The sequence below is a fragment of the Shewanella algidipiscicola genome (assembly GCF_900380485.1).
In the GTDB taxonomy this organism is placed as follows: Bacteria; Pseudomonadota; Gammaproteobacteria; order Enterobacterales; family Shewanellaceae; genus Shewanella; species Shewanella algidipiscicola.
On record NZ_OXJV01000016.1, the window covers coordinates 150280 to 169677 of the forward strand.

Sequence of the window (19398 nt, forward strand, 5' to 3'; positions counted from 1 at the left end):
AGAAACATGGCCTATTCTACATTTTGTCAAACCGCTAATAATGCTTCACTGGAACCCATGTTTATGGGGCAATCGGTTAACGTAGCGCGTTATGATATTCAAAAATATGAAGTTTTTGAAAAGTTAATCGAAAAGCAACTATCGTTTTTCTGGCGTCCAGAAGAAGTTGATGTCAGCAAAGACAAAATCGACTATGCGGCGTTACCCGATCACGAAAAGCATATTTTTATCTCAAACTTAAAGTATCAGACTCTGCTTGACTCGATTCAAGGGCGCTCACCTAACGTGGCATTTCTCCCCTTAGTTTCGCTGCCAGAGCTTGAAACCTGGATTGAAACTTGGTCGTTTTCTGAAACCATTCATTCACGCTCATACACTCACATTATCCGTAACATTGTTAACGACCCATCGGTAGTATTTGACGATATCGTTGCCAATAAAGAGATCCTCAAGCGTGCTAGTGATATTGCCGAGTACTACGATAAGCTGATTGTGCTTACTCAAGCGTTCCATTTGTTTGGTGAAGGTACGCACGAGATCGACGGTAAGCAAGTCGTGGTCACCCAGCGTGAGATCAAAAAAGCCCTGTATCTGTGCATGATGTCGGTTAACGTATTAGAAGCGATTCGTTTTTATGTCAGCTTTGCCTGCTCTTTTGCATTCGCTGAACGTAAAGTAATGGAAGGTAACGCTAAAATTATTCGATTGATCGCCCGGGATGAAGCGCTTCACCTAAATGGTACCCAGCATATCCTTAAGATTATGCAAGCGGGTAAAGACGATCCAGAGATGGGCGACATTGCCAAAGAGTGTGAGCAGATAGCCACTGACATCTTTATCAAAGCGGCAGAGCAGGAAAAAGAGTGGGCAAAATACCTATTCAAAGATGGCTCTATGATTGGTCTTAACGAACAGATCTTATGTCAATACGTTGAATATATTACTAACGAACGTATGAAATCGGTCAACTTAATCAGCCCTTACGCGGATCAAAGCAACCCGCTGCCGTGGATGAAAAACTGGCTAGAAAGTGATTCAGTACAGGTCGCGCCGCAAGAAGTAGAAGTATCATCTTACCTTGTGGGCCAAATTGACTCTTCAGTCGATGAAAGTCAGTTTGCCGATTTTGATCTGTAATCATATAGCTCTGTGATTGAGTGACGGAGCAGCCTGCATGGCTAAATAGGTGCATCCTATTCTTAGTCACCATAACGTGAGCAATCATAGCTCAATAAATAGATGTTAAATAATTATACGCATGACGTTTAAGCAAGCGACCTTTAAAAAAGCGCCCATTGTCAGCCTACAAGGCCAGCCTGTGCTGCTCTATACTGAGCAGCACGTCAGCCTGCTACAGGCACTGGAACAGAAAAACGTTAAGGTTTTTTCAGAATGCCGAAACGGCTTTTGTGGCGCCTGTAAAACCAAACTCAATCATGGCTCGGTGATATACCATACTGAGCCTTTAGTTGAACTGGAAGCCAATGAATGTCTGCCTTGTTGCTGTCATCCCGATGGCGATGTGGACTTAGCCTTATCGGCTCAAGGCGCTAATGTGGTCATCACTCGTGCGTCAAGCTCGAACAACAGCTCTGCCACAACGGTTAATCAGTCAAGACAAAATCAACTGAAATGCTAATCCTTGATGCTTAAGGATTGTCATTGTGCTAAACGTGCAAGGATTACGACTATTAGTCATCCTGACTCTTAGGCTCATTATTAAGACTATCGCAGATAATTAACAGCATTGCTGGCTTAATAATATCCAGCCATTGACTCAATAAAAAAGGCTAACCTTTTCGGTTAGCCTTTTTATGTATTGGAAATCATAAAACAGTAATTTGGTTCACTTTATCTAGGTACAGTTATCGATTTCACTTCAGGATTGGAGTTAAAAGAAATACGGTACTCAAAAATTCCAGTGTCGGAATTATGAACTTCCATAGAGTTAACAAAACCCGATTTATGAGTCGGTGAACTATCCCCACGAATAAACTCAATAAAAAACTCATCTAATTCATCTTTAGATTCAGAAGCAAAATAGCCAAAACAAACGTCATTATTACAAGCGACATCATAATCACTAAGGAGTGGATTGACATCTGACTTGTTTATATAGTCACTAATACGGTTTTCATACTCAACAGTATCAGACTCGTTATTAGTATAATTGGGAAGCGCTTTAACAATCTCTCTATACGCTGAAGATGTCATTATTGCTGCTATCATTAATCAACTCGAGAGATGGACTTCCATGTTCTCCGTGAGCTGTAGAGGCAAAGGAATCATCACCTGAATGATATAAATAGACAAAAAACAGAGTCATTATCACTAAGATAAATAGTAATAATGTGGATTTTTTATTTAGAATCATAATTTATCAACCTTAAACTGGTTGTTTAACCTTGGTGTATACTCCCCTGACACAACAATTGTAACGGTATCGGCTGCATTAGCAGAGGCACTGATTAATATTAAATCAGCTATCAGATATTTAAACTTATTCATAATCATCATTTCCATATAAAGTCATAAATATTACATATTTAAATAATAGTGCAGTACCTAAAGATGATATCGACCCATTAAATAAAGGTCAATGGATTGTTAATCAGCCTCTATAGTATCAACATTCGGATAGTCACTTTGACTCTCTAATTAAGGTACAATGTATATCGTTCTACTTACAAACTGATTGCACTAAACAAGGTTGAGGCACGCACTAAAATATTTGGCCTAATACCTCATTACATTACCAATTAAGCTTAAGTCCCAGTGCCACTGATATTCATACCAGCGCTAATGAAAAAAGCTAACTTATTAAAGTTAGCTTTTTATCAGATAATGGTACTACTACATGCAAATAGCAATAGCTGGCGGCCCATTGTGATACATAGAATAGTGGCTACAGCGCGATGGCTAGTTCAGCCCCTTGACGGATAGCGCGTTTGGCATCCAGCTCTGCTGCAACGTCGACGCCGCCTATCAGGTGCACGGGTAATCCCGTTGCTTTCATCTCATCAACCAAAGTACGATTCGACTCTTGGCCAGCGCACAAGATAACATTATCGACGTCAAGCACGCGTGAGTCATCACCCACCTTGATATGCAAACCTTGTTCATCGAAGTGGTCATAGTTTACTCCTGTTAACATTTGCACTTGATGATGTTTTAACACAGAGCGATGGATCCAGCCGGTGGTTTTACCCAGCCCTTTACCCATTTTACTGGTTTTACGCTGCAGTAAATAAATCTGCCGCTCAGGCGCCGAAAGCTCTGGCTCAGTGAGCCCGCCTGGCTCAGCATACGTCTTATCAATGCCCCACTGTTTAAACCACTTGTCCGGTTGCAGTGTACTCGACTCACGTTCACCAAGATAATGCGCCATATCAAAGCCAATACCGCCCGCACCAATCAAGGCTACCCGCTCACCAACGCTAATTTCACCGCTAAGCACCTGCTGATAAGTCACCACCTTAGGGTTATCAAAACCAGGAAGTTCTAAGCGGCGCGGCACGACGCCTGCCGCAATCACAACCTCATCAAAGGCTTCATCACGTACCACAGAAGCATCGAGACGAGTGTTGAGTCTAAGCTCAACATGATGGCGTTTCATCTGCTCAGTAAAGTAGCGAATGGTTTCATTAAACTCTTCTTTACCTGGGATCTTACGCGCTAAATTAAACTGACCTCCCACCTCACTTTTCGCCTCAAATACCACGACGTGATGACCACGCATAGCCGCATAGATTGAAAATGCCATGCCGGCAGGGCCAGCGCCCATCACGGCAATGCACTTTTTGGTCGCAGCTGGAGTAAAGTTAAGCTCAGTTTCATAGCAGGCTCTTGGGTTAACCAGACAGGTCGCACGCTTAAGGGCAAAGGTATGATCCAGACAAGCCTGATTACAACCAATACAGGTATTAATCAGCTCGCTTTCACCCGCAGCGGCTTTGTTAACAAACTCGGCATCGGCAAGAAAGGGGCGCGCCATCGACACCATATCGGCCTGCCCTGAGGCAATGATCTGTTCACCTATTTCGGGCGTGTTAATGCGGTTGGTGGCAATTAACGGTACTGTTACTTCCTGCTTGAGTCGCTCAGTCACCCAAGCAAAGGCGCCGCGCGGAACACTGGTAGCAATGGTTGGTACCCTAGCTTCATGCCAGCCAATACCTGTGTTGATAATCGACACCCCAACCTGCTCAAGGGATTTGGCTAAACTGACCACTTCATCCCAGCTCGAACCATTATCCACCAGATCCAACATAGATAGACGGAAAATAATAATAAAGTCAGCGCCAACCTTAGCACGTATCGCCTTGACGATTTCGATGGGAAAGCGAACGCGATTGTCAAATGTACCGCCCCATTCATCCTCACGCTTATTGGTACGCGAACAGATAAATTGGTTAATCAGATACCCTTCCGATCCCATGACTTCGACGCCATCATAACCGGCTTTTTTAGCCAAGGCCGCCGATGTCGCGTAATCTTTTATCGTGTTTTTCACCTGTCGAGATGACATGGCCGAGGGGGTAAATGGAGTGATAGGCGATTTGATTTTGCTTGGTGCCAGTGAAAACGGGTGGTACCCATAACGCCCGGCATGTAAAATTTGCATACAAATTTTACCGTCAGCCTCATGAACCGCATCGGTCACTATTTTATGTTTAGCCACTTGCCACGGGAAACTTAATTGACAGGCATGTGGGGCTAAGCGGCCGCGCAAATTGGGGGCTATTCCGCCAGTGACAATTAGCCCTACGCCACCTTTAGCACGCTCTTGATAAAATGCTGCCAGTTTCTCAAAACCGCCCTTTTCTTCTTCAAGCCCGGTATGCATGGATCCCATGAGTACACGGTTCTTGAGTTGAGTGAATCCAAGATCTAAGGGTTCTAATAAATGTGGAAACGACATTCAAACATCCTTTTTAAACAAGTGATTTAAACTAGCATACCCGTTGTTTGTTTTAAGCTCAATACACAATCAAAGGGCTATGAAAAGATTCATTTACAATTGTGTTTCACCCCAAAGAGGATTTTCAGTTAGCATAGGGAAATCTAGCTAATATAGGAGTGGATGATGTCCGCTAAACCCTCAGTTTTTAAAAGGATCTTAATCGGTTTGTGGAAAGGCCTTAATGGTACTCGCAAACTATTACTTAACCTGTTCTTTTTCGGTTTCCTCGCGCTCATTGTGGTTGCCATGAACAGTGACGAGCTGCCTACCGTTGAAGATGGCTCTGCGTTAGTGCTCAATTTATCCGGCACTGTGGTAGAACAGTTACGTCAAGTTGATCCCATAGAAGCAGTGATGAAAAGCAATCAAGGCGCCGATGTCGATGGTGAGATTTTACTGGCCGATCTGTTGCGCACCATAGATAACGCCGCCAGCGATAATCGCATCGCCGCAATTGTACTCGATATTGGTGAACTCAGAGGCACGGGGATCAGTAAGCTGCAAAGTATCGGTGAGGCGTTAGAACGCTTTAAAGCGTCAGACAAACCGATCATTGCCATGGGCAACTGGTATGGCCAAAATCAATATTTTTTAGCCTCTTTCGCCGACACCATCTATCTAAATCCACAAGGTGGAGTTGAAATTGATGGCCTAAGTCGTTATCGCCAATATTATAAATCGGCGTTAGACAAACTTAAAATTAAGGCGCATGTGTTTCGGGTTGGCACCTTTAAATCTGCGGTTGAACCTTTCGTTCGCGACGATATGTCAGCAGCAGCCAAAGAAGCTAACAGCGCCTTACTTAACGATATTTGGACCAGTTACGAGCAAACGGTTGCCCGTAATCGCGGTCTTGAGCAAAGTGATTTGGTGCTCACATCTGAGCAGTACCTTGTCGAGCTAGATAAAGCCAAAGGCCGTTCGGCAGAAATGGCCGTGAATATGGGCTGGGTCGATAAACTGGCCTCGGCCGAGGCCTTTCGTTTAGCCATGATAGATAACGTGGGTAAAGCCAAAGAAGGTCATCAATATAAGCAAATAAATTATTATGATTACCGCACGCTGGTGCAAGAGTTACCACCTCTGATGATACAAGACACCGTTGGCATCATTGTGGCCAAAGGCAATATTCTTAATGGTAGTCAACCTGCTGGCCAGATTGGGGGGGAAAGTACCTCAGCCCTACTGCGTAAAGCGCGCTTTGATGACAAAGTCAAAGCGGTTGTGTTACGCGTCGATAGCCCTGGTGGTAGTGCGTTTGCCTCCGAACAGATCCGCCAAGAGGTGCTTGCACTGAAAAGCGCAGGTAAGCCAGTGGTTGTCAGTATGGGCAGTTATGCAGCTTCTGGTGGTTACTGGATCTCGGCCAGCGCCGATTATATCTTTGCCACGCCAACGACCCTAACAGGCTCTATTGGTATCTTTGGCATGGTCGCGACTTTTGAAGATTCATTGGCTTCCCTTGGCGTGTACACCGATGGAGTATCAACATCAGACAGAGCCTCATTCTCGCTCGCTAAGGGCATTAGCCCTGAGTTAAAGCAGATCATTCAACGTCAGATTGAGCGTGGTTATCATGACTTTATTTCACTGGTTGCCACTGAGCGCGATATGGAATTGGCTGAGGTCGACAGCATCGCCCAAGGTCGTGTTTGGTCTGGTAAAAAAGCCCTCGATTTGGGATTAGTGGATGCATTGGGCGATCTTGATCAAGCCGTAACCAAGGCGTCTGAGCTGGCTAAATTGGATAAGTTTGACACTCGCGTGATTGAGCAGGAGCTCACACCACAAGAGCTATTTATTCAGGAAATGTTTGCCAGTGTCGCGGCTTATTTGCCTGAGTCGGCATCAAACAGCCAGTTAGCAGATAAAATCATTGGTCAATGGAGTAAATTTGCTCAAGAGTTCAGTGCCTTTGACGACCCAAATGGTGTGTATCTCTACTGCGATACCTGTAATTTTTAATCTCACAGATTAAACAATAACGACAGGTGTTAATCAAGAAAAGCCCTCGCATTATCGCTGGGGCTTTTTTATTGCGACTCACTATCAATCATGTACATAAATCATTGCAATAACTAATATTGCCGTCTCCATGTGATTCAGCTATGGGTATGTTAGCGCCTGCAGATTTTAGGTAACGTCCCGCCTCAGACAGAGAATAACCAGAGTAGAGACAGATTATGGGCAATTGCTAAGCGCTTATCCGTAGTGAGCTTTTTTATTAATGCCATCCCCAGTATAATCGCGCTACCCTTGCGATTAACCAACCACCATTATTATGACAAAACGCTCAATCTACGTTGCCTATACGGGCGGCACCATTGGCATGCAAAAAACCGATAACGGCTTCGCGCCGGTACCCGGGTTCTTAACCGATTGTGTTAACGATATGCCAGAGTTTTTCCATGCAGAGATGCCTAGCTTTGTCATTCATGAATACCAGCCGTTAATCGACTCATCCAACATGGCGCCCAACGATTGGCAGATGATCGCCAACGATATCAAGGCTAACTACGACAAATACGATGGGTTCGTGATTTTGCATGGCACAGATACCATGGCCTTTACCGCCTCGGCGCTCTCATTTATGTTGCAGGGACTCACCAAGCCTGTGATTGTCACCGGCTCGCAAATTCCATTGGCGCAGCTGCGATCCGATGGACAAACCAATTTGCTTAACGCCTTGTATATCGCGGCAAACTACCCGGTGGCCGAAGTGTGTTTGTTCTTCAATAACAAGTTGTTTAGAGGCAATCGAACCACTAAGGCCCATGCCGATGGCTTTGACGCTTTCGCCTCACCTAACTTTCCGCTGTTAATTGAAGCCGGGATTAAAATCCGTCTGCGCGCAGGCAAGATCAGCCAATCACAAGCCAATACCCTTAAAGTGAACAATATTAGCCCGCAACCGATTGGCGTGGTTACCTTATATCCTGGCATCACCACAGCCATTATCGACAATATTCTACAGCAACCAGTTAAGGCGTTAATTTTATTAACTTATGGCGTGGGTAATGCACCGCAAAATCCTGAATTGCTCGACTGCTTACGCCGCGCAAACGAACGCGGAGTGATCTTAGTTAATTTAACCCAGTGCATGCAGGGAAAGGTGAACATGGGCGGCTATGCCACGGGTAATGCGTTGGCACAAGCTGGGGTGATCAGTGGCTTTGATATGACCACAGAAGCGGCGTTAACCAAACTGCACTATCTATTGTCTACCGATTATAGTTCGGCGCAAATTCGCGATATGATGCAGCAGGACCTGTTTGGGGAGTTAACCGAAGATTAAAATAAGCCCCTAACCATGGTTAAAAACTAACGTTTAAAATCAATGGTTAGGGGGATTGTTTGATTATAACTCTTCGGCTTTAAACGCGGCGATGCTCTCGCCTTTAAACTGTTTTTTAAGCTCTGCTTTAGACAGCTCGTTTAGGGTACCTTGGTTACCTATAGTAAAATGGTCGGTTTGATTTAATCTTCTTGCCTGATAGAGCATCACCAGTTGTAAGGTTTGCTCTTTTTGTTCATCAGACAACACACTGCCATCATCCCACTTGCCCAATTCCGCAGCGCTTAATAGCCGCGCATACACTTCATCTGGCATCTCATCGATTACTTTATTAATGTCACTCATACACTTTTCCGTTTATGTAATACTATTCGCACTCTGGCAATAAGGTAACCCACAAACCCAAATACTACGCACACACCAGCAATGTTGGCCCGTGCACCTTCGGCAGGCTCTCCGCCCCAAAACCAAATCACCACCCCAGCGATGAATAATGTCATAGCAAAAAAACTATGATTCATTAACTGGTTACTGCGTTTAATATGGCTTATCCGATTAAGCGATTCATTGTCACCACTGGATTTAGCCGCGCAGTGAGGACACGTTTTCGCTAGGCTGGATATGCGCTTATTACAATTTGGACATTGTATCAACGCCATATCAGCCCTCCATTACTTAATATCGTCAACCACGGCCAACATGGCCAACAACGAGGCTTCACCTAAATAGATACAGCGCTCTGGCGACCACCCCGACATAGGATCAGCCATATTCGCATTATCTTTAAAGGGCATTTCCAAAGTATTGGACAAGCAGCCAAAAGTTTCGGCTACCCAGTTTGAAGCAACCGTAAGGTTCGCCTTACCCGGCTCATCTTTATCGTAGCCAAATTTATCTTGAAAATCGGCGCTGGTTAGTAACAAAGCATCGACAAAGCGACGCTGTAACTGTGCCATTTTTTCGTTAAAGCGCGGCACGCCTTCGCAGCCGGCCAAAAACACATAAGGTAAGCCCTCATCACCATGCACGTCGTAATATAAATTCACCCCAGTTTGCTGCATCTTGTTCACAACATGATACACCTCGGGGCTTTTCTCCAGTGAAGGGGTTTGCCATTCGCGGTTAAGGTTGACGCCCGCAGCATTAGTGCGTAAATGGCCTCTAACGCCACCGTCGGGATTCATATTCGGTACTATGTAGAAATTAGCCTTGTCTAACAATGCCTTGGCTGTCGGGCAATCACCGTCGAGTAAGTTGGTCAGCAGGCCTTCAACTAACCACTCGGCCATGGTCTCACCTGGATGTTGGCGAGCGGTGATCCAGATATTGGCTTTATCGGGATCTTCATCGCCGACTTTAACTAAGGTAATGTCGCGCTCATCGAGAGTGAGGCCTAGGTGCTCTAGCGACACCAAAGGATGTACTTGAACGGTGCTGAGCAGATCTTGGTGACGCTCATAACTGTATGGCGCGAAATAGGCGATTTGAATCACATCACAATCGAGTTCAACCTCAATGGTCAATTTACCGTCTTGATAACGGGTTGGCAGACGAAACCACTGCTGGCGATCGTAACTGGCGACGGCTTGGTAATCTTCCCAACCTTTGGTGTAAGACGCCGAGCCGGCATTGATAATATTAAGGGTATAGTGTTGGCCTACAGTGCCCTGCAACTTAAAGTTAAACCACTGAAAAAATTCCCCGCCTTCATCTGGTCTGATCGCCAGCTGTATATCATTTATATTATCTTGATTGATGACATCAATATTACCGCCATCGAAATTGGCACTGATCCGCATATCCATTCCTTCATATTATATCGCCGCAGAGGGCGGCATTGTTATCTGAAATCGCTATCAATCAAATGCACTCACTAAGGTTACGCCCGAAACTGAATATAGACTCAGGCCTGATGAATCATCATCTGCCGTTACATCGATAATAAAACGCATAACGGACAGACAATCTATTTTCACCAGCAAGCCATAGTGACTCTATGTCATCATGACCGATAATGAGTACGCTTGATATTAATGCCCATAGGATAAACTAAATTGGCTCACTTTCGCAGTCGCTATCACAAAAAAACCGCCAACCTTGAGCAAATACACCGCTTAATTGGCAAAACTGTACCCTTGTCCCCGCACCGTATTAATCATGCTTTTGGGCAGATTGGTCTGGGCAAGTTTTCGACGCGTATTGCTGATGTGCATATCAAGGTTACGATCGAACTGACCTAGCTCTTTTTTAAGCACCGCACGTTGTAACTCCTGCTTGGTGACCACTTTGCCTTTGCGCTCAAACAGGTATTTGATCAAATTAAACTCTGTGTGTGTCAGGATGACTCGGCGCTCGTCCACTTCAACACTGTAATCGAATTCATTAAAACTCATCTGCTTAAATATGCAGCGTTGTTGTGGCTTAGGTTGAGTACGGGCCAGCTGAATACGACGCTGCAACGCGGCAACTCTGACCTGTAATTCTCTGGTGCTAAAGGGTTTTGCGATAAAATCGTCGGCACCTAGCTCGTAGCCTTTAATTCGAGTCTCTTCATTATCATTAGAGGAGATGACAATGACAGGCAAGCTATCGCGGCGAGATTTTAAGAACGCAAAGCCATCTGCACAGGAAATATCAATATCGAGTATGATAAGTTCCGGCTGCAGCTGTTCAACTTTGTCTAGCGCTTCTTTGCCATTATTGGCATGGTCAATTTGGCGAGCTTGTGAATACAAGGCTTGCGCCACGATCTGTCTTACGCTCAGATCGTCATCGATAAGTAACACCCTGTCCATCTACGAACCTTAATGATAACAATTATCATTAAGGTTACATGTTTTAAGTATGCGATGCCATTACTTTTTATACCTAGTCGTGGCTTTTAAGTAGGATTTAATCACATCGTGATACTGCTCACACCATTTGCCCTACCCTAGACTCAAAGTAACCCACAGTAGCGACACAATAATAGTATATAAAACAACCACCCCATGCAGGCACTATTAAGCTCTCAATATTAGGCAGGCTGGTGATAATAGGTAGGTTATCGACATATGGCGGCCATGAATCAGCAGCCAATAAGCTCTACGGATACAAAAAGGGCTAAAAGCACTAAGTCCACATCGACTCAGAACAAGAAAAACAGTCAAGCTACCCATAAAAATGCTATAGCAGCGGCCTCAACATTGCGATGTTGAGGCCGCTGCTATAGCAAGATTAATGCGTATTAAGCCGTTATTGCTGCGCTAACATCAACTGACGAATGTATTTTACCGGTGCACTACCATAACTTAAAAAGGTCTCGTGGAAAGATTTAAGGTCAAACTTATCCCCCTCAACCTGCTTTAACTCCTCTCTAAAGTCATAGATCTCACGGTAACCCGCATAATAACTGGTTAATTGCACTTGACTCAATGTTGCGCGGCGCCATTTACCTTGCGCCTCCGCTTCCTGTTGAAACGCCTCTTGCGTCATCAATGCTAACGCTTCAGCTTCAGTCATGCCTTTAACTTGAATGGCATAATCTAAAATGGTGTTGGCAATGACTCTCAGGTTCCATTTGTAATACATTAACCACATTTCAGGTTCAAAATTACCGTAACCCTCTTCAAGCATCATACGCTCGGTGTACACCGCCCAACCTTCGACCATAGCACCATTACCAAAGAGGCTTTTGACTAAGCTTGGCGACTCATTAGAATAAACTAATTGGGTATAGTGACCTGGGATCGCCTCATGAATATTGAGTACCTGTAAAATCCAGTGATTATATTCGCGCAGATAGCTCTCGGCAGACTCATCGCTCATATCATCGAGTGGCGTCACATTGTAATAAGTATTGCTGGATTTTTCATAAGGCCCAGGAGCGCTAATTGAGGCGCCAGCAAAACCGCGCATGTATTCGGGTGTTTCACGCACCACTAACGGCTTGTTAGGATCTAATGTGACTAACTGTTTATCGTTGACAAACTTAACCAACTGAGGAATTTGTGCCCGCACCTCATTGACAAAGTCTTCCCGTTTAACGTGTTTGGCCGACAATTTATCGATCAGCTGACGAGTCGCCACTGTGCTGTCGCTTGGCATAGGCGTGGTAAAATAGGTCGACCACAGCTGCGTGGTGAGCTTGGCCATTTCGGCTTGAACGCGATCCTTATCGGCTAACGCTTTCTCATACAATGCTTTTGCCGTCATGCCTGACTGAATATCAAAGGCAAATTTTTGCTCGTATAGCGCCTCCCCAATCCTAAAGCTGCGCGCGCCCTCTTTTTCAAGCTGACTTTCTAAAGATTTAAGCCACTGTATATGCTCATTAATGGCGTTGGTTGCTGCGTTAAAACGACTAACAAAAAGTGCTTTTTCGGACTCGCTTAATCCTGAGCTTTTAACCGTATCCAGCAGTTCATCAGAGAAAACCGCAAACGCCCCTTCATTTTGCATCACTGCCAGCTGAGTATGTTCAAGGGTTGGATTGTTGATGTTAGCGCGCGCGGCAACATAATAAGCGGGGACATTTTCCATGCGACCTAAAAATGAGCGCAGGCGTTCATCAAGCGGAGCAAAATCTTCATTGATGATCTGCGCAAACCCACCGGCGACATTATAGGCCGAGGGATCCCATTGCCATGATTTAAAGGTCTCTATCTCCCATTTATCCCGCAGCAGCAAATTTTCAATCAAGCGATAGTCGATCAGTTGATTCGCCGACAATGATTGCGGCTCAAACTGCTGGAGCTGCTCCAACTGCTGATCGATAAATTGCAGTGATAACGCGCGATTGGCCGCATTAGGTACTTTTAACTGTGCATCATATTTATGATAACCACTGTACAGAGCCCAAGTGGGTGACTCTTGCCAAAATGCATCGATAAATTGCTGTGAATACTGCTCAAATTGATATTGTGTCGCTTGCGTCATGGCGGGCGCGCTCGGTGCCACGGTCTGTTGTTGACAGGCAGTCAAACCGCCTAACACGAGCACAACGGCTGCAGCAAGAAAGGATTTTTTCATCTTGGCTTCCCTAATAGGTTTTAGTTTATTGTTGTAGTTTATTTTAAGTTTTTAATCATTTGGCACTGTATTTGTCTTTAGCTCCAAATTGATGTTTATCTTTAAGCGTTACTGACTCACACTTTTATCACCATGACTCGCGTCAAAGATAAATCATAAGCTGCATTGCTAGTGATTGGCATTAATAGAGATAACAGCAGAACTTCAACCTTTACCTACAGCCCCCGTGACATAAGGTGCTAAACGTACTGATAGCCAATTACACCATGTGATCTTTACAGTTTAATTTAGGTCAAACGCCGCCAGAGTTAATCACGTTAGCGAGTAAATTGCAGCTAAAGGGTTAATATTGACAAAGGTTGTTACAAAAAGCCTACTCAATCTACAGAGTATAATTAGTACACTACAGTGGCTATCGAGCCAATCCCTTTGTTGATAGGACCACATTCATTGCTATAGATCGCAAAATTGACTCTGCCAGTACACTTGAGTGTCAGGTCAGAATCAGCTTTATTTAAGGCTCTAGCTGACCCAAGGCCCAATGGTATTAAAGAGCTATTCAATTAAATGCTTTTGATTAAATACTATTTAATCAAAAGCGATTCAATCAAGCTTATTGCAATAAAAGCCCTATTGATAAAGCACTTGCAGTGCGATGCATGATGACTGCAGTAGCCAAGCCCACTAGCCTAAATGTTGCTGGCACCAGGCTTTCACGTCGGCAAACGGATAAGACTCTAGCACGGCAAAATTAGGATCGCGGCGTAATTTAAGTTTGGTAAATAAAGGCGTGGGTAAACCACATAAGGCACGGGCTAACATATTGGCATCGGCTCGATCGCCTAATAGGCGCAGCAATCCGTCACACAGCGCTGCAAAAGGTTTGCTCGCAAGTGGCGTCAATCTGGTGTTATGGGGTAACACGGCTGCACCTAGGGTACATACCGAGCAATGACCACAGTCTTGCGTCAACTGTTGATCGGCAAAATAAGCTGATAATCGGCGGGTTAAGCAGTGGTCACTGCCTAGCATATCAACCATGGCTTGGATCCGCGCAATCTCACTTTGCTCTTTACGTAAAAACTGCAGATGTAATTTCTCCACTATAGCATCAATATTTTGATCGAATTCAAGCAATTGATAAACCTCGGTCATCTGCTTCGTTTGCAACTCTATTAAGCCTTTCTCTTCAAAATAATTGATAGCAGATATTACTCGGTTACGGTCACTTGGATAATGCCGATTTAGCGCATCAAAATCGATGCTGTACCACACTCTGGCTTTCGTTGCACTAGAGAGCAATGCGTGCACAAATGCCTGACGCTCACCGCTAAAGCGGGCAATAAGCTCCTCTTCACTGCACAACAACTTAAAACGGTATTCGGCGTAATAACTAAAAGCGGGTTTGATCACCTTAAGCATCTCTAAATACACCAATAAGGTTTTTAAGCTTAAAAGGCGCACATTAGATTGCATTGAAAGAGTATTGAGCATCACTTCCCATTGTGACGATTGTTGTTTGGCTTGCACAATTTCATGTAACACATACGCAATACCTAGCTTATCGGGCGTATCCCCATACACAAAGTTTTGTAACACATTAAGGTTATCGGTATTGGCAAGGACTAAGCAGTCCGATGGTAAGCCATCGCGTCCGGCTCGCCCTATCTCTTGAGCATAGTTTTCTATCGATTTAGGCAAATCATAATGCACCACAAATCGTATATCTTGTTTATCGACCCCCATACCGAAGGCGATCGTCGCCACAATGATCGGGCAATTTCCTGCCATAAAATCACGCTGTATCGCTTGACGAATATCGCTGTCCATACCAGCATGGTAAGCTTTTGCGGCTATATTGGCACGATTAAGCGCACTGGCCACTTGCTCGGCACTTTGCTGTAACGTGACATAGACAATGCCGTGCTGAGCTTGACGAGGTCGTAGCCAGTCAATCAACGTTGCTAGCTTATCTTCGCCGCTCACCCCTTTAACATTAAGGTGTAAATTGGCGCGATAAAACCCGGTTAGCGCAATATCATCACGGGGAATGTTAAATTTAGCCCCCATATCCTCAATCACTTGTGGTGTCGCTGTCGCCGTTAACAACAAGGTTTGAGGAATGCCAAGATCACGCTGATATTGAGGTAGTTTTAAATAATCTGGCCTAAAATTGTGCCCCCACTCTGAAATACAATGCGCCTCATCGACCACCAGCAAGGAAATGGGCACATTGGCGATAAATTGCCTAAAGCGTTCATTGTTAAACCGCTCAACGGAGATCATTAAAATCTTAATCTGTCCTTGACGGATCCCCGCCATGACCGCTTGGGTTTGTTGATGGCTTTGAGTCGAATCGATACTTGCAGCCGCGATGCCTTTTTGATGTAAAAATGCCAGTTGATCTTGGATCAAGGCTAACAAAGGTGACACCACAATTGTTAAATGTGGCAAGGCTAACGCGGGTAATTGATAACATAAAGACTTACCCGAGCCTGTGGGGAAAATAGCCGCCGAGCTTCGGCCAGCCATAATGGTATCAACCACTTGCTGTTGACCTGGGCGAAACGTATTGAAACCAAAAACCTGTTGTAAGAGTTGCTGCACCGTAAAGCCTATTGCTGAAAATCGCCAAAGGAGGCCAGTCTGCCTGCCCTAACTTCAATAGGCAAGTGCTGCAAAACGGCCACTCAATTTATCAGTGTAAACTTAGCCACTATGGGATTGTGATCTGACGCCTTAGTCTTAAATGACTCGGCTTCAAGTAACGTTAAGCCGCGGTAATAAAGATGATCCAGCGGCAAGCCAAATACTCTGTGCCTATGATCAATATGATACTTAGCTTCTTTTAGCTTAAGCCGTTCAGTGAGCTGTTCGACAACTCGCAAACGTCCCTCACGCCAAGTATTAAAGTCACCAGCAAGCACCACAGGCCCTTGATGCAGCGCCACTTTTTTAATGATCTGCTCCCACTGTGCTTGGTAAGAATCAAGGCGCCAATCAAAATTCACCCCATGCAAATTAATCACCAATAATGATTGATGGTTCGACAACCGATATTGTGCAATTAAGGTCGATTTGGCAAAGCGGATAAGCGGCTCAGGAGCTTGAAAAGCACAGGCTTCATAGGCGGATTGCCAGGACAGGTTCATCACTCCCATAGGCACATTCAACCATTTAAAGCCTTTCGCCATCACCACATGCTGTTGTTGTAAATAATTCGCAAAACGGTGAGTTAAGCGCGCCTCTTGTAGTAGTACTAACTCATTTTGTGCCGTCAGTTGTTGTAACACCCCTTGCCATTGCGGTTTCTGTTGCTTATAAATATTCCAAACCGCGATATTGAGCAAGCCATCTCTGTCCAAAGCCTCTGCGGAGCTCGTTTGCTGGCATTGCGATACAAACATGGGCTCAACTTGGCTCATCATTACCTCGGTACGACCATTAAGTTGCTGTACTAGAACAACATAAAATAACGGCACTAGCAGCATTAAGGCCCCTAAGCCGACTTTGACTCGTGTTGAAACCAATCATTTTCCTTACTTAACCTATAATTGACTCGAATTTGAGTGTATAGCTACGTTTTATTATGATAAATCAGTACAATCAAGCATAGCGTGCCCTAATACAACAACCAAGGCTAAGTGCCACACAATTATGGAAAATTTTTATCAAATACTGACTATTGCTGGCGTATTACTCTATTGGTTAACATTGGGCGCTGTCGCGGTACGCGTGGTCATTAAACGTCGCACCATTGGGGTGTCATTTTCTTGGTTATTGGTGATCTACTTTCTGCCCTTTATCGGTATTGGCGCCTATCTGCTATTTGGCGAATTACACTTAGGAAAATCTCGAGCCACTCGTTCTAAAGCGATGTTTAGGCCATACGGACAATGGTTTGCCAAGCTGTACCAGCATCCTCAACACCAACCACACTGCCAAAGTCACTATGGTGTTTCTATAAGTCAATTGTGTGACAGTCAATTGGCTATTCCTTCTTTAAGCGGCAACAACTTAATACTGCAAAACACGCCAGAGCAAATTTTAAACTCAATCATTGCCGATATTGATGCCGCAAAAGAAAGCATCATCATGGAGTTTTATATTTGGCACCCCGGTGGTAAAGCCGACAATGTGGCCCAAGCCCTGATCAGTGCAGCCCTTAGAGGTGTGAAAATAAAGCTCTTGCTTGACGCAGCTGGTAGTCGCCAATTTTTCAAATCCAAATGGCCCAGCCAACTGCGTAGCCACGGCATTCAAGTCGTTGGTGCCTTAGCTGTGAGCCCGCTAAGGATGTTCTTTCGGCGTCTGGATTTACGCCTGCATCGAAAAATTGTAGTCATCGATAATACCATTGGCTATACCGGATCAATGAACCTCATCGATCCGCGATACTTTAAGCAAACCCAAGGTGTTGGCCAGTGGATTGATGTGATGGTACGTATCACAGGGCCTGTGGTGCCGATTGTCAGCGCTGTTAGCGCATGGGACTGGGAGGTAGAAACCAACCAGCGCGAATTACCCCAGCAACCTATTGATAACCCAGTATTACCCAGCGCAACTTCACTCGTTCAGGTGATCCCATCTGGTCCTGGTATGCCAGAAGAAGTGATCCATCAAGTATTACTGCAAAGTCTTTATGAAGCTCGGCGTAAAATTGTTATCACCACCCCCTACTTTGTGCCCAGTGAAAACCTACTCGACGCATTAGCTACCGCCGCCCACCGCGGCGTGGATGTGAATATTATCATTCCACGTAAAAACGACTCCACCATGGTCAAATGGGCTAGTCGCTCTTTCTTTGGCGAATTGCTTAAAGCGGGGGTTAAAATTCATCAATTTAATGGCGGACTTTTACACACCAAATCGGTGATGATCGATGACGAACACTGCCTTATCGGCACAGTTAACATGGATATGCGCAGTTTATGGCTTAACTTTGAACTTACGCTTGCCGTTGACGATATCGTCTTTGCCGCTAAATTAGCCCAATTACAACAACAATATATTGATAATGCTGAGCAGCTTAATTTAGCTCGCTGGCAAAATAGAGCGCTTTATAAACGTTTTATTGAACACGTATTTTATCTGTTTAGCCCCTTGTTATGATATGGGGGCGTTACATGCATTATCCGATTAATTCCCTAAGCTATCAGTGGGCTAAGAATCTTTAAAAATGCTCATATCTGCATTTTCATTAGCCAATTTAAGGCAAAAAAATACCTGCTGATAGCAGGTATTATTCAAACCCAAACTAAAATGATTAGTTTTGTTTTCTGACAAACTGTGACTTCAACATCATTTGACCGTTACCATCAACTTTACAGTCGATGTCGTGGTCACCATCAACGAAACGATTGATCACGGCTTTCGTGCCGACTTTAAGCACCAGTGAAGAGCCTTTCACTTTAAGATCTTTAATCAACGTGACCTTATCACCTTCGGCTAATAAGTTACCCACGGCATCTTTCAAGATGATGGCATCTGGATCAACGATCTCTTCGTTTGGATTCCACTCATTAGCACACTCAGGGCAGATCAATAACGTGCCATCTGAATACGCATAAGGAGACTCACATTTTGGACATGGTGGGATTATATCGCTCATCACTAACTCTCTTTAATTTACAAAATATAACGGTCAGAGCCTTATCAATAACATAAGCTGCCTCAAGCCAGCATGACGCATCAGACATTCGCTCTGACCAAAATGATAATGGCATTATAATAAAATTATCATGTTTCAGCTAGCCAACTTTGATTTCTCTGCAGCAAAACTAACTTAACTTCTCACTTTTGGGTTATGCGTTGGCGTTTGTTGGCCATAACTCACATCATGCTGCTCAAGGTAGCCACGAATAAGCTGGCGCACCACTTGTGACGGGGTTAAGTCTTGAGAGGCACAGAGCTGCTCAAAAGCTTGCTTCTTGGCAGGATCAAGTAATACGGTAAATCGTGCTGTTTTATTTTCCATTGAGAGTAGACCTACACCTAAACATTATCATCTGATTATAATAAATTCTATCGTAGGGCACAATTTGTAACAACACAAACGTAAGCAGTACAAAATAAAATGTATACTTAATTTTACTACACAAAAAAGACGCACTAAGGCGTCTTTTTTGAA

At 44.4% G+C, this 19398-nt stretch carries 16 protein-coding genes; 5 read left to right on the top strand and 11 right to left on the bottom strand.

Features of this window, described 5'->3' with window-relative positions:
- Nucleotides 1–6: 6 nt before the first annotated feature.
- Nucleotides 7–1137, top strand: coding sequence for a class Ia ribonucleoside-diphosphate reductase subunit beta (gene nrdB / locus DN599_RS10955; protein ID WP_110457659.1), 1131 nt, complete (start codon nucleotides 7–9; stop codon nucleotides 1135–1137).
- A 121-nt stretch (nucleotides 1138–1258) separates the two neighbouring features.
- Nucleotides 1259–1639 (top strand): class I ribonucleotide reductase maintenance protein YfaE, encoded by a 381-nt coding sequence (yfaE, locus tag DN599_RS10960; RefSeq protein ID WP_110457660.1) that lies wholly within the window; start codon nucleotides 1259–1261, stop codon nucleotides 1637–1639.
- A gap of 212 nt (nucleotides 1640–1851) precedes the next feature.
- On the opposite strand, the gene DN599_RS10965 is transcribed toward yfaE, so the two are convergent.
- On the bottom strand, nucleotides 1852–2214 hold the full coding sequence (locus DN599_RS10965) for a hypothetical protein (protein ID WP_110457661.1): 363 nt from the start codon (nucleotides 2212–2214) through the stop codon (nucleotides 1852–1854).
- A 691-nt stretch (nucleotides 2215–2905) separates the two neighbouring features.
- Nucleotides 2906–4921 carry an NADPH-dependent 2,4-dienoyl-CoA reductase gene (locus tag DN599_RS10970; protein ID WP_110457662.1) on the bottom strand — a complete coding sequence of 672 codons (2016 nt, stop codon included), beginning with the start codon at nucleotides 4919–4921 and terminating at the stop codon, nucleotides 2906–2908.
- Between the two features lie 165 nt (nucleotides 4922–5086).
- Here DN599_RS10970 and sppA point away from each other — a divergent pair, with 165 nt between their 5' ends.
- Together sppA and ansA are read left to right on the top strand one after the other, a co-directional pair.
- On the top strand, nucleotides 5087–6928 hold the full coding sequence (sppA, locus tag DN599_RS10975) for a signal peptide peptidase SppA (protein ID WP_110457663.1): 1842 nt from the start codon (nucleotides 5087–5089) through the stop codon (nucleotides 6926–6928).
- Nucleotides 6929–7244: 316 nt separating this feature from the next.
- The gene (ansA, locus tag DN599_RS10980; RefSeq protein ID WP_110457664.1) at nucleotides 7245–8258 is read left to right on the top strand and encodes an asparaginase; all 1014 of its coding nucleotides are present in this window, start codon (nucleotides 7245–7247) and stop codon (nucleotides 8256–8258) included.
- A 63-nt stretch (nucleotides 8259–8321) separates the two neighbouring features.
- Here the strand turns inward: ansA and DN599_RS10985 are convergent, their stop codons facing one another.
- From DN599_RS10985 to DN599_RS11015, 7 genes are all read right to left on the bottom strand, one after another.
- A complete protein-coding gene (locus tag DN599_RS10985; RefSeq protein ID WP_110457665.1) occupies nucleotides 8322–8603 on the bottom strand; it encodes a YeaC family protein in 282 nt (93 codons plus the stop codon).
- Nucleotides 8600–8917, bottom strand: coding sequence for a zinc ribbon domain-containing protein (locus tag DN599_RS10990; protein ID WP_110457666.1), 318 nt, complete (start codon nucleotides 8915–8917; stop codon nucleotides 8600–8602). The genes DN599_RS10985 and DN599_RS10990 overlap by 4 nt, the downstream gene beginning before the upstream one ends.
- A gap of 12 nt (nucleotides 8918–8929) precedes the next feature.
- Nucleotides 8930–10057 (bottom strand): M14 family metallopeptidase, encoded by a 1128-nt coding sequence (locus tag DN599_RS10995; protein ID WP_110457667.1) that lies wholly within the window; start codon nucleotides 10055–10057, stop codon nucleotides 8930–8932.
- A gap of 315 nt (nucleotides 10058–10372) precedes the next feature.
- A complete protein-coding gene (locus DN599_RS11000) occupies nucleotides 10373–11053 on the bottom strand; it encodes a response regulator transcription factor (RefSeq protein WP_110457668.1) in 681 nt (226 codons plus the stop codon).
- A 439-nt stretch (nucleotides 11054–11492) separates the two neighbouring features.
- Entirely contained in the window at nucleotides 11493–13268 is a 1776-nt protein-coding gene (locus DN599_RS11005; RefSeq protein WP_110457669.1) for a DUF885 domain-containing protein, read from the bottom strand.
- Between the two features lie 684 nt (nucleotides 13269–13952).
- On the bottom strand, nucleotides 13953–15875 hold the full coding sequence (locus DN599_RS11010; protein ID WP_110457670.1) for a RecQ family ATP-dependent DNA helicase: 1923 nt from the start codon (nucleotides 15873–15875) through the stop codon (nucleotides 13953–13955).
- Between the two features lie 83 nt (nucleotides 15876–15958).
- Nucleotides 15959–16798, bottom strand: a complete 840-nt coding sequence (locus tag DN599_RS11015; protein WP_239473292.1) for an endonuclease/exonuclease/phosphatase family protein — start codon at nucleotides 16796–16798, stop codon at nucleotides 15959–15961.
- Between the two features lie 127 nt (nucleotides 16799–16925).
- Between DN599_RS11015 and cls the strand changes: the two genes are divergently transcribed.
- Complete coding sequence (gene cls, locus DN599_RS11020; RefSeq protein ID WP_110457672.1) at nucleotides 16926–18380, top strand: cardiolipin synthase; 1455 nt, start codon at nucleotides 16926–16928, stop codon at nucleotides 18378–18380.
- Between the two features lie 154 nt (nucleotides 18381–18534).
- Here cls and DN599_RS11025 read toward each other — a convergent pair whose 3' ends face one another.
- Nucleotides 18535–18879, bottom strand: a complete 345-nt coding sequence (locus DN599_RS11025) for a zinc ribbon domain-containing protein YjdM (RefSeq protein ID WP_110457673.1) — start codon at nucleotides 18877–18879, stop codon at nucleotides 18535–18537.
- Between the two features lie 174 nt (nucleotides 18880–19053).
- Nucleotides 19054–19245 (bottom strand): CopG family transcriptional regulator, encoded by a 192-nt coding sequence (locus tag DN599_RS11030; RefSeq protein ID WP_110457674.1) that lies wholly within the window; start codon nucleotides 19243–19245, stop codon nucleotides 19054–19056.
- Between the last annotated feature and the right edge of the window lie 153 nt (nucleotides 19246–19398).

Coding starts and splice junctions, on each gene's coding strand:
- nrdB (WP_110457659.1), top strand. CDS start 7: ATGGCCTATTCTACATTTTGTCAAACCGCTAATAATGCTTCACTGGAA.
- yfaE (WP_110457660.1), top strand. CDS start 1,259: ATGACGTTTAAGCAAGCGACCTTTAAAAAAGCGCCCATTGTCAGCCTA.
- DN599_RS10965 (WP_110457661.1), bottom strand. CDS start 2,214: ATGACATCTTCAGCGTATAGAGAGATTGTTAAAGCGCTTCCCAATTAT.
- DN599_RS10970 (WP_110457662.1), bottom strand. CDS start 4,921: ATGTCGTTTCCACATTTATTAGAACCCTTAGATCTTGGATTCACTCAA.
- sppA (WP_110457663.1), top strand. CDS start 5,087: ATGTCCGCTAAACCCTCAGTTTTTAAAAGGATCTTAATCGGTTTGTGG.
- ansA (WP_110457664.1), top strand. CDS start 7,245: ATGACAAAACGCTCAATCTACGTTGCCTATACGGGCGGCACCATTGGC.
- DN599_RS10985 (WP_110457665.1), bottom strand. CDS start 8,603: ATGAGTGACATTAATAAAGTAATCGATGAGATGCCAGATGAAGTGTAT.
- DN599_RS10990 (WP_110457666.1), bottom strand. CDS start 8,917: ATGGCGTTGATACAATGTCCAAATTGTAATAAGCGCATATCCAGCCTA.
- DN599_RS10995 (WP_110457667.1), bottom strand. CDS start 10,057: ATGCGGATCAGTGCCAATTTCGATGGCGGTAATATTGATGTCATCAAT.
- DN599_RS11000 (WP_110457668.1), bottom strand. CDS start 11,053: ATGGACAGGGTGTTACTTATCGATGACGATCTGAGCGTAAGACAGATC.
- DN599_RS11005 (WP_110457669.1), bottom strand. CDS start 13,268: ATGAAAAAATCCTTTCTTGCTGCAGCCGTTGTGCTCGTGTTAGGCGGT.
- cls (WP_110457672.1), top strand. CDS start 16,926: ATGGAAAATTTTTATCAAATACTGACTATTGCTGGCGTATTACTCTAT.
- DN599_RS11025 (WP_110457673.1), bottom strand. CDS start 18,879: ATGAGCGATATAATCCCACCATGTCCAAAATGTGAGTCTCCTTATGCG.
- DN599_RS11030 (WP_110457674.1), bottom strand. CDS start 19,245: ATGGAAAATAAAACAGCACGATTTACCGTATTACTTGATCCTGCCAAG.